We start from the raw sequence: 13,001 nt of genomic DNA, 5'->3' as shown, positions 1-13,001 counted from the left end.
CGCTTAGAGCAGCACCAGCTGCAGCACCACCAGCAGCGGCAGCAGCACCGCGCAGGACCAGAGCATGTAGCCGAAAAAGCTCGGCATCCTGACCCCGCGTTGTTCGGCGATGGCCTTGACCATGAAGTTCGGCGCGTTGCCGATGTAGGTCATGGCGCCCATGAACACCGAGCCCATGGAGATCGCCAGCAGCGTCTGCGGCATGTGTTCCATCAGCACCCCAGCGTCGCCCGACGCGAGGTTGAAGAACACCAGGTAGGTCGGCGCGTTGTCGAGGAAGCTCGACAGGATTCCGCTCATCCAGAAGTACATGGCGTTGATGGGCTGGCCATCCGCGCTGGTGACCGCCGTCGCCACCGCCGCCAGCTGGCCGTCGGCGCCGGCGCCGGCGCGGAGGATGGCGATCACCGGGGCGATGGTGAGGAAGATGCCGGCGAACAGCTTGGCCACCTCGAGGATCGGCCCCCAGTTGAACTCATTGCCCTCGCGCAGCGCGCGCGGGGTCAGCCACAGGGACAGGCCCGCCAGGCCTAGCAGCAGGACGTCGCGCAGCAGGCTCTGCAGCTCCACGCGGGTGCCCAGCAGGTCGAAGCCGATGCCCGGCTTCCACAGGCCTGACATCAGCACCGCGCCCACCACGCCGGCCAGCAGCAGCAGGTTGAAGGCGCCACGCACGCGCAGCGGGGTATCCGGCGTCGGGTCTATGGGTTTCAGCTCGTTCTCGCGGGCGAAGAAGTGCCGGTCGATCAGGTAGAAGATCGCCAGCAGCGGCACGGACAGCGCCAGCACCGGCAGCGCCATGTGCTCGAGGGTCCAGAAGAAGTCCACGCCCTTGAGGAAGCCGAGGAACAGCGGCGGATCGCCCAGGGGGGTCAGGCCGCCACCGACGTTGGCCACCAGGAAGATGAAGAACACCACCACATGGGCGTTGTGCCGGCGGTTGTCGTTGGCCCGCAGCAGCGGGCGGATCAGCAGCATCGCCGCGCCGGTGGTGCCCATTGCCGAGGCCAGCAGGGTGCCGAGGGCCAGCAGCCCGGTGTTGAGCCTGGCCGAGCCGTGCAGGTTGCCCTCCACCAGGATGCCGCCGGAGATGGTGAACAGCGCCAGCAGCAGGATGATGAAGGGCAGGTACTCGCCGAACAGCACGTGTACCCCCAGCGCCAGCCCGGCATACCCGCCGAACAGCAGGACGAAGGGCACCAGGAACAGCAGGGTCCAGCCGGCGGTGATCTTGCCGAAATGGTGGTGCCAGAGGTTCCCGGCGAGGATCGGCATGAGCGCGATGCTGAGCAGGATGCCGGCGAAGGGCAGCGCCCAGAGCAGGCCCAGGCTGGCGCCGTCGACGTCGGCGGCGTTGGCGATGCCGGGCAGCAACAGGATCGGCAGCAGGCAGAGGCAGGCGGAAAGAAGACGCATGGATGGCAACCGGACTGGATGGGGGTATCGAAACGAGCGCCACGGGGGGCGCTCGTTTCGGCGAAAAAGAGGGGCGATGCTAAACCAAAGTGCCCCCCGACCCGAGTGCCGCGTGTGCGGCGACGGACTCAGCCCACCAGGCCGCGCATCATGAAGAACAGCAGCGACGGGCCGAGCAGGCAGCCCAGGGCGGTATAGAACGCGGCCGTCAGGCAGCCGTAGGGCACAAGCTTCGGATCGGTCGCCGCCAGGCCGCCGGCGACGCCACTGGAGGTGCCCATCAGGCCGCCGAAGATCACCGCCGTGCGCGGGTTGTTCAGGCCGATCATGGGCGCCACGAAGGGCGTCGCCACCATCACCAGGATCGCCTTCACCAGGCCGGCGGCGATGGACAGCGCCATCACCTCGGAGCTGGCGCCGATGGCAGCCCCCGTCACCGGGCCGACGATGTAGGTCACCGCGCCGGCACCGATGGTGGTCAGGCTCACCGCGTCGGTGTAGCCGAAGGCCATGGCCACGCCCACGCCGGCGACGAAGGAGGTGCCGATGCCGAAGAACAGCGAGACCACCCCCGACACGCCGGCACGCTTGAGCTCCTCGATGTTCACCCCGAAGGCCGTGGCGACGATGGCGAAGTCCCGCAGCATGGCGCCCCCCAGCAAGCCGATGCCGGACAGCAGCGGAATATCCACCAGGCCCTTCTGTCCGCCGGTCATCACACCGCCCACGTACGACAGCACCAGGCCGAGGAAGATAGCGATGGCCGAGCCGTGCAGGCGGCCCCGGGTGAGCTTGTCGGAGAGCCAGTAGGACAACCACATGGTCACGCCGATTACCGCGAAGCCGCTGATCAGGCCGTAGCCGCTGATCACTTTCATCATCGATTCGTACATGGCGGTCACCGTTGCGCAGGATTCAGGGATTTATCGGCGGCCGCCGCCGGCTTCTTTTGCCCGAGGCGATCGAGCACCGGAACCATGGCGAAACCGAGTACTACCGCGGCTACGCCGGCGAGTATCGCCATGGGCCCGCCGGACAGCGCGCCGAGCACGTTCTGCTGGGCGGCCATGGCGACCACGATGGGGATGTAGATGGCGCTCCAGAATTCGACGCCCTGCTCGCTCTTGTCGCCCATCAGGCCGCGCTTGTGCAGGTAACCGCCGACGAAGATGAGCAGCAGCATGGCGATGCCGACGCCGCCGACGTTGGCGGGAACCCCCAGGAGCTTGCCCAGGAGTTCGCCGATGAACAGGCCGGCAAGGGTGCAGAGGGCCAGGAAGGCCACACCGTAGATGATCATTGTTGTTGTCCTCGCGTTGGGTCGAAGTTGCTTGTTGTTGTCCTTCGAAGTGCACGGCGGTTATCGGTCCTGGCCCACCTCCTGACGCAACAGGGCGTCCAGCGTGTCCAGACGGGCGCCCTGGAAAGCGATCACCGTACCTTGTTCGAACATCCTCCGCGCCAGGCCGCTGAGCACGGCACCGGGGGGCAGTTCGATGTGCAGGCGCACGCCGCGCTCATAGGCGGTGCGCAGGGTGCCGTGCCAGTCGATGACACGGCACATGTTGAAGGCGAGGTCGTCGCGCAGGCGCTCGGGATCGAAGATCGGCCGCGCGCTGCTGCCGCTGAGGTAGCGGATGACCGGGCGGCGCAGCTCGACCTCGGCGAAGGCGGCGGCCAATTCGCGGGCGGGCGCCTCCAGCAGTGCGCAGTGGGACGGCACGCTCATCGCCAGGCGCTTCGCCGCGCCAGCGCCGAGGGCGCGGGCACGTTCGGCCACAAGGGTCATGGCGGCGTCGCTGCCAGCGATCACCAGCTGGTTGTCGGCATTGATATTGGCCAGGTACACCGGCCCTTCGGCCTCGGCCAGCAAACGTTCTACGGTCCCCTGGTCGAGGCCGAGGATGGCGGTCATGCCGAAGCCCTGTGGATAAGCCCGCTGCATCAGCTCACCACGCAGGGCCACCAGGCGCAGCGCATCGGCGAAGTCCAGGGAGCCCGCGACCACCGCCGCCGCGTAGGCGCCGATGGACAGCCCGGCGACGTAGTCCGGCGCCGGACCGCGCGCCATCAGCAGGCGGGCGCAACCGACCCCGGCGATCAGCAGGCACAGCTGCACGGCGCGGGTGGATTGCAGCGCGGCGGCACTGTCCAGCGCCAGCACATCCTCGCCCAGCACCTCGCTGGCCTCCGCAAGCAACGGGGCGCAGTCGGCCGGCAACCGGTGGAGCATGCCCACCTGCTGCGCGCCCTGCCCGGGGAAGGCGAACAGGCTGCTCACGCCACGCGCTCCAGGGGCCGCCAGGGGTTATCCACAAGCCGGGCACCCTCGCTGCACTTCAGCAGCACGTGGCGGGCGCCGCCGGCCCACTCGCGCAGGGCCACGGCGCCATTGGGGGTTTCCAGTTGCAGGTCGATGCGCCACGGCGCGTCTTCCAGGGCCGCCAGCAACGCGCGGGCCTGGTGGCGCTCGACGGGGTCCGGGGTACGCAGCAGCAGATCGAGGTCGCTGGCCGGGTGCAGCACGGGAATACCGGTGGCCAACTGGAAGCCGACACCGCCGGTGGGGCCCCAGGGCAGGCCGGTGGCGTCCAGCAGGGGCTTGATCAGGGCCAGGGCGCGCAGGGCCGGCAGGTCGCCCGGCACGTGCTGGATGAGCTGCTCGGGACCGAGCAGGCGTTGGATCGAAGCGCTTGGCATCAGGGCGGCGAGGCGTTGCTCGCGGGCCGCGCCACGGACGCCCACGGGCACCAGGCCGGGCGCGCACATGGCACGGCGCACCACCACCGGCTGGCCGGCGGCCAGGGCCTGACGCGCCCAGTCGGGGGCCTCGCCGGGCAGTTGGTCCGGGGTCATGCCCCAGAGCAGGTCGTGGGGTCGTGGAGTCTTGTTCATGGCGCGCTCCTTGGTGTGCTTGTACCGCTGGGGGTGTTGGGCTTCGCTGCGCTCTGCCCAACCTACCCGTAGGTTGCGGCTGAGCTACGCGAAGCCCAACGGGGGCTACCACTGTGCGCGAAGCATTTCCCGGACGCGGGACGACGCCGCGCGGTTCTCCGCGCCGAGGCGACCGGAAAGGTCGGTGCTGTCACCGATGTCCTCCACCGCCCGCACCAGGCACTCGCGCACCCGGCTGATATCGGCTTTGCCCGGCACCTCGGCATCCCCCACCGCCACCCGCTCCCGGAGCAGGCCGAGGGAGGCGTAGTTCTCCAGGTCGTAGGCCATGGGCGGGACCTTGGCGGCGAGCACTTCCAGCTCTTCCACGCTGCGCAGGGTGATGCGCGCGGCGGCGGCCTTGCCCATGGCGTGGACCATCACCCCGGAGTCATCCAGGGCGATCAGGCGCTGGGCCTGGTAGCCGTGGGCGAGGAAGGCGCCGGACATCGCCTTGCCCACCAGCAGGCCGATTACCGGGTGTCCGGCGAGGCGGGCGCGGGCATAGGCGTCCACCGCGCCGGCCAGGGCCTGGTGAATGCCCAGGGCTTCCTCGCGGCGGCCATAGGCCTGGCTGGGCACGTCCACCAGGGCCACCAGCACGCGCTTGGCGCCGTCGCGGTCGGCCTCGATGGCTTCATCCACCGCCTTGGCCAGGCCCCAGCCTTCGAGCAGGCCGACTTCGCCATTGCGGGCACGGGGGAAGGGGTTGCCCGCATCCGCCATCACGGCGATGAAGCGCGCGGCGCGGTTGCCCAACTCGCCATCCACCACCTTCACCGAGGCGGGAAAGCCCGCCAGTGGTTCGCCGCCGGCCAGGGCCTGCAGCCAGTTCAGTCCACGGCTCATTGCTGTTCTCCCTGGTAGAGGGCGCGCACGGCGGTGGCGTCCAGTTGCGGGCAATCGTCGCCCAGGCGTGCCAGGCGTTCGAGGAACCAGGCGTGCCGGCGGCTGCGCGGCAGGCCTTGCTCCGGTTGGTTGAGCAGGCCTTGCAGGGTTTCGCGGATGGCCTGGATATCGTCGGCCACGTAGGCGTCCACCAGGCCGCTGGCCATGCGCTGCTCGCCACCGGTGAGGCTCCAGATGAAGGGACGGTCGCGGGAGTCGTACTCCTCGATCCCGGCTTCCTGCTCGATCACCTGCGGGCCGTTGAGGCCCAGGCGTGCTTCGCGGGTAACGATGAGGTGGCTGCACAGGCCGGCGGCGATGGACATGCCACCGAAGCAGCCCACGGGCCCTGCCACCAGGCCGATCACCGGCTGGTACTGGCGCAGTTCGACAATGGCCGCCTGGATCTCGGCGATGGCGGCCAGGCCCAGGTTGGCTTCCTGCAGGCGCACGCCGCCGGTTTCCAACAGCAGCACGGCGCAGGTGGGGATGCCCTGGCGATTGTCCTCGGCCGCCAGCTCCAGGGCTCCGGCGATCTTGGCGCCGCCGACTTCGCCCATGCTGCCGCCCTGGAAGGCGCCTTCGATGGCGGCCACCACGGCCGGCTGGCCGTTGATGCTGCCCTTGGCCACCACCACGCCGTCGTCGGCCTGGGGCACGATGCCCTGCTGCACCAGCCAGGGCGAGATGACCCGGTCGAAGGGGCCGATGAGTTCGCGGAAGCTGCCCGCATCGAGCAGCTCGCGGGCGCGCTGGCGGGCGCCCAGCTCGACGAAGCTGCGGGCTTCGAGCAGGCGTGCGGTATCAGTCATGGGCAAGCTCCTCAAGGCCTTGTTCCAGGCGCAGCCGCACTACGCCGGGGGTGGCGCCGAAGTCGTGGATGTCGATGTTCAGGGCCGGCGGCAGCTGGCCGTCGAACAGGCGCTGGAACAGCTGCTGCCAGCGCGGGCCGCTGCCGTTCACCGAGGTCACCACCTGGATCGACAGGGTGCCGGCGCTGCCCGGCTCCAGCAGCACTTCGAGGTCGCCGGAGCCGACGCAGCCCACCAGGGCGCGGCCACGGGCCGGGGCGCCGGCGGGGAATTGGAAGGACAGGGTTTCCATGGTCACAGGCTCCCGGTTTTATCGAGGAACAGGCAGGCGGCCAGCAGGTCGGCGGCGCCCCCTGGCGAGGCGTTGAGTTGCAGCAGGCGGGCGTCCAGCGCACGCAGCTGGCGGCGGCCGGCGAGGCTGGCGCTGCCACCGGCATCGAGCACCGCGCGGGCGCCCTGCTGCATGGCGGTCAGGCCTTCCAGGCCGGCGCGCCAGAGCACGCAGGTGTCGGCCAGGGTGGTCATGATCGCCAGCAGCGCATCGAGACGGGCGTTCTGTTCGCCGGCTCCCGCCGCACGGCTGCGCGAGAGTTGCGGCAGGCCATGGCCGAGCACGGCGGGGAAGCCGAGCTGGGCTTCTTCCCGCGCGCCACGGGCGCCGTAGCGACGACTCACCTGGGCACCGTGGCTGTCGCCGATTGCTGCTGCGCGGTCGTCGATCAGGGCGATGCGCGCGGCGCGCAGGGCGATGGTCTGGCTATCGAGGTTGTCCGGCTCCAGCGCCACGGCGGCCACCAGCAGGCCCAGGGCCCAGATAGCGCCACGGTGGGTATTCACCCCCCCTGTGGTGACCAGCATGGCCGCTTCGCCCTCGCGGCCGATCCGGCCCAGGGCTTCGCGCAGGGGCTGGCCGATTTCGCCATGCTCCAACGCAGCCTCGGCCATCTGCTTGAAGCAGGGCCAGAGGGAAAGTGCCGAGGCGTGCATCAGGCCCAGGTGCAGGTCGCTGTGGGCACCACTGCCACGACGGTCCACCAGGGCCGGCTTGGGCGAGAGATCGGCTTCGTCGATCAGGGCGTCCACCGCCAGGTCCGCCAGCCAGTCGGCCAGGGGCAGGTCGGCATTGCGTGCAATCAGTGCGCTCATCACCAGCTCCTGAACTTGGCCGGGGGGTTGTAAAGGCCGCCGGACCACTCCACCAGTTCGGCGATGCTTTTCGCCGCCAGCAGTTCCCGCGTGGCTTGGGTACGACGGATGCCGAGATCTTCCGGCAATGCGATCAGCCCTTCGCGACGCATGCGCAGGGTGTCTTTCGGGTCGTGGCGCAGGCCGATGGCGGTAACCCCGGCCACCGCGGCGATCATCGCGCGGCGCTCTTCGAGGCTGCGGGCCTTGTAGAGGTAGGCGATGCCTTCCTCGGTGAGCAGGTGGGTGACGTCGTCGCCGTAGATCATCACCGGCGCCAGGGGCATGCCGGCCTTCTTCGCCACATCGACGGCATCCAGCGTCTCGACGAAGGTGGGTTTGCCGCCTTCCTGGAAGGTCTCGACCATCTGCACCACCAGCTTCTTGCCGCGTTCGAGCAGGGTCACCGGCTCGGTCCCCCCTCCCTGAGACATAGCAAGCCAGGCGGGGGTGGCATGGCGACGGCCGCGCGGGTCGTGGCCCATGTTCGGCGCACCACCGAAACCGGCCAGGCGGCCCCGGGTGACGGTGGATGAGTGGCCGTCGCCGTCCACCTGCAGGGTGGCGCCGATGAACAGGTCCACCGCGTACTGCCCGGCCAGTTGGCACATCATGCGGTTGGAGCGCATGGAACCGTCGCGGCCGGTGAAGAACACATCCGGGCGCTGGGCGATGTAGTCCTCCATGCCCAGCTCGGTGCCGAAGCAGTGCACGCTTTCCACCCAGCCGGTCTCGATGGCGGGGATCAGGGTGGGGTGCGGGTTGAGGGTCCAGTTGCGGCAGATCTTGCCTTTCAGACCCAGGGACTCGCCGTAGGTGGGCAGGATCAACTCGATGGCGGCGGTGTTGAAGCCGATGCCGTGGTTGAGGGACTGGACCTTGTGTTTCTCGTAGATGCCACGGATCGCCATCATCGCCATCAACACGTGCACCGGCTTGATGTGGCGCGGGTCGCGGGTGAACAGCGGCTCGATGTAGAAGGGCTTGTCGGCCACCACCACGAAGTCGACCCAGGACGCCGGGATGTCCACCCGGGGCAGGTCGCGCACGTCGTCCACCAGCTCGTTGACCTGGACGATGACGATGCCGTCGCTGAAGGCGGTGGGTTCCACCAGGGCCGGGGTGTCCTCGGTGCTGGGCCCGGTGTAGATGTTGCCTTCGCGGTCGGCCATGAAGCCGGCCACCAGGGCGACGTTGGGGATCAGGTCCACCAGCAGCCGCGAGTACAGCTCGATGTAGGTGTGGATGGCGCCCACTTCCAGCAGGCCGTCTTCCAGCAACTGGCCGATGCGCAGGCTCTGCGGCCCGGCGAAGGAGAAGTCGAGCTTGCGGGCGATGCCCCGCTCGAACAGGTCCAGGTGCTCGGCGCGGCTGACGCTGGGCATGATCATGTGCAGGTCGTGCAGGCGGCCCGGATCGGCCTTGGCCAGGGAGCGGGAGAGGAAGTCGGCCTGCTTCTGGTTGTTGCCTTCGAGCACCACGCGATCGCCAGGGGCGATCAGCGCTTCCAGGGCCTGGACTATCCGCTCGCTGGGCAGCACCACGCCGTCGGCGAGGCTTCGCACCTGGTCGAGTCGGCGCTGCTTTTCGGCGCGCCGACGCGACCACTGCGGCGGGGGAGAGGGTCTTGTTGTCATGGTGGCTCCACGAGGTCCGCTGTCGTGGAGCCACCTTAGGAGCCCGACCACCCGGTCATCAATCAAGCCCCGGGAGCGATCATTACGCTCAGGTTAACGATTCTCAGATGGCATGGGCCAGGTGCAGTTCGGTGAGCGCCTCGGCCTTCAGGCGGGCGAGGCCGGGATCGCGGCGATCGCGCGGGCGCGCCAGCTCCACCCGCAGCTCCTGGCGGATACCGCTCGGGCGCGCGCCCATGACCAGCACGCGGTCGCTCAAGTAGAGCGCCTCGTCCACATCGTGGGTCACCAGCAGCAGGGCGATGGCGTGGCGCTCGGCCAGTTGCAGCAGCAGGTCCTGCAGTCTCATCCGGGTGAAGGCGTCCACCGCGCTGAACGGCTCGTCCAGCAGCAGCACCCGTGGCCGCGAATAGAGCCCACGGGCCAGGGCGACGCGCTGCGCCATGCCGCCGGAGAGTTCCTTGGGCAGGGCCCTGGCGAAGCCCTCCAGCCCCACCTCGGCGATCAGCCGGGCCACCCGCTCGCGGTCGAAAGCGCGGTCGTCGGCGAAGCCGATGTTTTCTTCCACGGTGAGCCAGGGCATCAGGCGCGGCTCCTGGAACACGAAGGCCACGTCGCCCTCCTCTGCGCCCCGCTCCACACGGCCGCTGAACTCCCGTTCGAGTCCGGCGACGATCCGCAGCAAGGTGCTCTTGCCGCAGCCGCTGGGGCCCAGCAGGCTCACCACCTCCCGCTCGCCCAGGCGCAGGCCGATGTTCTGCAGCACGGTAGCGCCGGCGAAGCTCTTGCGCTCGACGCGAATGTCCAGCAAGGGTGTGCCCATGTTCAAGTCTCCTTGCCGTTACCGGTGAAGGCGTCGCGCCAGCCCAGCAAATGCGCTTCCAGGCGCGCCAGCAGGCCATCGCTGAGTTTGCCCAGCAGCGCCAGGACGATGATCGAGGCGAGCACGATGTCCGGCCGCGAGGTTTCCCGGCCATCGGTGAGCAGGTAGCCCAGGCCCTTGGTGGCGGCGATCAGCTCGGCGGCGACGAGGAACATCCAGGCCAGGCTCAGGCCGCTGCGCAGGCCGGTCATCAGCCCCGGCAGCGCCGCCGGCAGGAGGATGCGCCGGGCCAATCGGCTCGGGCCGAAGCCGTACATGTGGCCCACTTCCACCAGCTTGCGGTCGATGTTGCGGATAGCCGCCACGCCGTTGAGGTACACCGGGAAGAAGGCGCCGATGGCGATCAGCACCAACTTGGAGGTTTCGTCGATGCCCAGCCAGAGCAGCAGCAAGGGCACCCAGGCCAGGCTCGGGATCGCCCGCAGGCCGGCGAAGGTGGGCTCCAGGTAAGCCTCGGCCTCGCGGCTCAGGCCCACCCAGGCGGCCACCGCCAGGGCCAGGCCGGCGCCGATGGCGAAGCCGCCGAGCACCCGCGCCAGGCTGGCGCCGATATGGGTCCACAGGGGGCCGTCGGCCAGCTCCCGCAGGGTCAGCAGCACCTCGCTGGGCGCGGGCATCTGGTAGGAGGGAATCCAGCCGATGCGCACGACGATTTCCAGCAGCACGATCAGCAGCAGCGGAATCACCAGCCCCTTGCCGCGCCGACGCCAGGCGGCGGCGTCGAAGCCGGGTTTCCAGGGGGAGCCGGCCAGGGCCGGCAGCGGCTTGCTCTTGGTGGTCATGGATGACTCCTGTGGCGAAAACGACCTGTCCGGGCCAGGGCCCGGACAGGGGACAGCGGGTGTGGAGGCGACTTACTTGCTGGCGATGGCCTGCTTGCCGAACGCCGGATCGATGAGTTGCTCCACCACCGCGCCGACGTCGGTGCCGCGACGCACAAGCTGCTCGTCGACGAGGATCGGCGCGGCGGCCTTGAGGGCGGCGATGTGCTCGGCGCCGGGCTGGGCGTTGCTGAAGTCGGTGCGTTGCAGCTGCAGCTTGGCCACCTCCAGTGGCAGGCCGGATTCCTCGGAAAGGATCTTCGCCAGCTCCTCCGGGTTCTCGCGGGCCCACTTGCGCGCCTTCTCGTAGGCGGCCAGGACCTTGTCGATGGCCTGCGGATACTCCTTGGCGAACTTCTCGGTGACGTTCAGCACGCCGTAGCTGTTGAAGTCGAGGTTGCGGTAGAGGATGCGCGAGCCGGCTTGCAGCTGGCTGGCCGCCAGCAGCGGGTCGAGGCCGGCCCAGGCGTCCACGTCACCCTTCTCCAGGGCCACGCGGCCATCGGCGTGCTGCAGGTGCACCAGCTCCACGTCGTTCTTGTCCAGGCCCACGGTGGCCAGGCTGCGCAGGGTGAACAGGAAGGGGTCGGTGCCCTTGGTGGCGGCGATCTTCTTGCCCTTGAGGTCGTCCAGGGTCTTGATCGGCGAATCCTTGGCCACCACCAGCGCGGTCCACTCCGGGCGACTGGCGATGTAGACGGTCTTGATCGGGCTGCCGTTGGCGCGGCTCAGCACGGCGGCGAGACCGGCGGTGGAGCCGAAGTCGACGCCGCCGCTGTTGAGGTATTCCAGCGCGCGGTTGCTGCCCTGGCTGAGGGTCCAGGTGACCTTGCTGTCGGCGCCGACACTCTCCTCCAGCCAGCCGAAGCGCTTGAGCACCAGGCTGGTGGGCGAGTAATAGGCGTAGTCGAGGCGCAGCTCCTTGGGCAGCTCGGCCGCCTGGGCCGGGCTGATCAGGGCGAAAGCCGTGGCGGCGAGGGCCAGCAGCCGGGTGAAGGGGAACGTGGACATGAGGGCTCCTTGCAAGACATGGACAGGGCTATTTGCTTATTCCAGAAAGCTCTTTTCTTCCGGAATTACGCGATCGCAAGGAATATGCAGCACTCATGCCAGCGCCCCAGGCCCCGGATTACCTGGGCCCGGGCCGGGAACGGCTGTCGAAAAGCCGGGCAGTTTGCTGATCAGGTGTTGCCGGAGCAACAGTGGTCGGGGTGTTGCGGGGCGGGCAGTTCCAACGGCGCCACGGCGGCCGGCTCGTCAGGCCGGCCCCACCTGGCAGGTGCCCAACGCCTGCACCAGGCTGATGTCGACACGTCGGTTGGCCGCACGGCCCGCCTCGGTGGCGTTGTCCGCAATGGGCTGACTCGATCCGTGGCCCTGGACGGCGAAGCAGTCATCGGGCACATCGCCCATGCTTTTCATCCAGTCGCGAACCGCCTCGGCCCGCTGCCTCGACAGACTCAGGTTGCGCTGTTCGTCGCCCGTGGCGTCGGTGTGCCCGGCAATGACGATCAGCCAGCCGGGCTGCGCCTTGACGTTCGCCAGGGCATTGATCAGCACCTTGGTCGAGTCCGGCTTCATCACCGTACTGGCGGGGTCGAACAATTGCACGCTGGCCAGCCGCACCGGCTCGGCCGCCGCCGCGCGGACCTCTTCCCGCGAGAGCAACCAGTAGTTCCAGGCCAGCACGCCCAGTAGCAGTGCGGCGAGAACTCCCGCCAACGACCAGAGCGCGGCGTGGCTCCGGCGACGGACCGGCATCGGAGCGGGAACGGCCTCCACATACAGCACCGGTGCAACCGGGGCGTGTCCTGGAAGCGAGACCACCAGCTGCAACGGGTTCTCGGGTGGCACGCTCCCGTGCGAACGGGCGCCCACAAGCATCGGAATCCCCTGCCCGCCCAAGCGACCGACAAGCCTTGTGACCTGCTGGTTCAAGGCCTGTATCGCCGCCAAAGCCGGTAGCCGGTGCTGGTTCAGGACTTCCTGTACGCAAGCCAGCTCCGCCTCCAGGCTCCGCAATAATGGTGCGTCCCGTTCGCCGATCTCCAGGCCGCGCAGCAGAAACTGGAGTTGCGCGGCCAGCCAGGCGAGGAGGTCCGAGCGTTCGTGCGTCTTGCGGGGCCATACGCCATCAAGGGGCCCGGTCAGCAATCGCCGCAGCACGGTCATGCCTTCGACCAGGCCCGGCAACCCGTAACGGTGGGTCAGCGCCAACGCCAGAAAGACGGCTACCTGCAGGTCGCCGCCATTGCTGCGCAGCAATTCCCGGCACCACTGCTCGACCATGGGCCAGTCCACATCCGGGCGGGCCGGATGGTTCAGCTTGGCCATTTCGGCGTACAGCGCGGCCTGCTCGCCGCGATCCGGCGATTCGTTCCCGGCTCGTCCATTCATGACACTCATTTCCTTATGTCCATCCAGG

At 68.9% G+C, this 13,001-nt stretch carries 14 protein-coding genes; all 14 read right to left on the bottom strand.

Annotation, left to right across the window (positions count from 1 at the left end; translation table 11 throughout):
- Positions 1-3: 3 nt before the first annotated feature.
- A complete protein-coding gene (locus tag PCA10_RS00945; protein WP_016490134.1) occupies positions 4-1,416 on the bottom strand; it encodes a sodium:proton antiporter in 1,413 nt (470 codons plus the stop codon).
- A gap of 128 nt (positions 1,417-1,544) precedes the next feature.
- Positions 1,545-2,309 (bottom strand): malonate transporter subunit MadM, encoded by a 765-nt coding sequence (madM, locus tag PCA10_RS00940; RefSeq protein ID WP_041770081.1) that lies wholly within the window; start codon positions 2,307-2,309, stop codon positions 1,545-1,547.
- Positions 2,310-2,314: 5 nt separating this feature from the next.
- A complete protein-coding gene (gene madL / locus PCA10_RS00935) occupies positions 2,315-2,716 on the bottom strand; it encodes a malonate transporter subunit MadL (protein ID WP_016490132.1) in 402 nt (133 codons plus the stop codon).
- Between the two features lie 60 nt (positions 2,717-2,776).
- The gene (gene mdcH / locus PCA10_RS00930; RefSeq protein ID WP_016490131.1) at positions 2,777-3,697 is read right to left on the bottom strand and encodes a malonate decarboxylase subunit epsilon; all 921 of its coding nucleotides are present in this window, start codon (positions 3,695-3,697) and stop codon (positions 2,777-2,779) included.
- Complete coding sequence (locus PCA10_RS00925) at positions 3,694-4,311, bottom strand: malonate decarboxylase holo-ACP synthase (protein ID WP_016490130.1); 618 nt, start codon at positions 4,309-4,311, stop codon at positions 3,694-3,696. The genes mdcH and PCA10_RS00925 overlap by 4 nt, the downstream gene beginning before the upstream one ends.
- A gap of 105 nt (positions 4,312-4,416) precedes the next feature.
- On the bottom strand, positions 4,417-5,199 hold the full coding sequence (gene mdcE, locus PCA10_RS00920) for a biotin-independent malonate decarboxylase subunit gamma (RefSeq protein WP_041770079.1): 783 nt from the start codon (positions 5,197-5,199) through the stop codon (positions 4,417-4,419).
- Positions 5,196-6,050, bottom strand: a complete 855-nt coding sequence (locus tag PCA10_RS00915; protein WP_016490128.1) for a biotin-independent malonate decarboxylase subunit beta — start codon at positions 6,048-6,050, stop codon at positions 5,196-5,198. Before PCA10_RS00915 ends, mdcE begins: the two co-directional genes overlap by 4 nt.
- The gene (locus PCA10_RS00910) at positions 6,043-6,342 is read right to left on the bottom strand and encodes a malonate decarboxylase subunit delta (RefSeq protein ID WP_016490127.1); all 300 of its coding nucleotides are present in this window, start codon (positions 6,340-6,342) and stop codon (positions 6,043-6,045) included. The genes PCA10_RS00915 and PCA10_RS00910 overlap by 8 nt, the downstream gene beginning before the upstream one ends.
- A gap of 2 nt (positions 6,343-6,344) precedes the next feature.
- Positions 6,345-7,196, bottom strand: a complete 852-nt coding sequence (locus tag PCA10_RS00905) for a triphosphoribosyl-dephospho-CoA synthase (protein ID WP_016490126.1) — start codon at positions 7,194-7,196, stop codon at positions 6,345-6,347.
- Positions 7,196-8,872, bottom strand: coding sequence for a malonate decarboxylase subunit alpha (mdcA, locus tag PCA10_RS00900; RefSeq protein ID WP_016490125.1), 1,677 nt, complete (start codon positions 8,870-8,872; stop codon positions 7,196-7,198). Before mdcA ends, PCA10_RS00905 begins: the two co-directional genes overlap by 1 nt.
- A 103-nt stretch (positions 8,873-8,975) precedes the next feature.
- Complete coding sequence (locus tag PCA10_RS00895; protein ID WP_016490124.1) at positions 8,976-9,695, bottom strand: ABC transporter ATP-binding protein; 720 nt, start codon at positions 9,693-9,695, stop codon at positions 8,976-8,978.
- A 2-nt stretch (positions 9,696-9,697) separates the two neighbouring features.
- Positions 9,698-10,537, bottom strand: a complete 840-nt coding sequence (locus PCA10_RS00890) for an ABC transporter permease (RefSeq protein WP_016490123.1) — start codon at positions 10,535-10,537, stop codon at positions 9,698-9,700.
- 72 nt (positions 10,538-10,609) lie between these two features.
- The gene (locus tag PCA10_RS00885; protein ID WP_016490122.1) at positions 10,610-11,587 is read right to left on the bottom strand and encodes an aliphatic sulfonate ABC transporter substrate-binding protein; all 978 of its coding nucleotides are present in this window, start codon (positions 11,585-11,587) and stop codon (positions 10,610-10,612) included.
- A 246-nt stretch (positions 11,588-11,833) separates the two neighbouring features.
- Complete coding sequence (locus tag PCA10_RS00880; RefSeq protein WP_016490121.1) at positions 11,834-12,973, bottom strand: OmpA family protein; 1,140 nt, start codon at positions 12,971-12,973, stop codon at positions 11,834-11,836.
- Positions 12,974-13,001 lie beyond the last annotated feature (28 nt).

This window comes from Pseudomonas resinovorans NBRC 106553, assembly GCF_000412695.1.
Lineage (GTDB): Bacteria > Pseudomonadota > Gammaproteobacteria > Pseudomonadales > Pseudomonadaceae > Metapseudomonas > Metapseudomonas resinovorans_A.
Note: the sequence above shows the minus strand (reverse complement) of the source record. Positions and strands in the feature narration are given on the sequence as shown.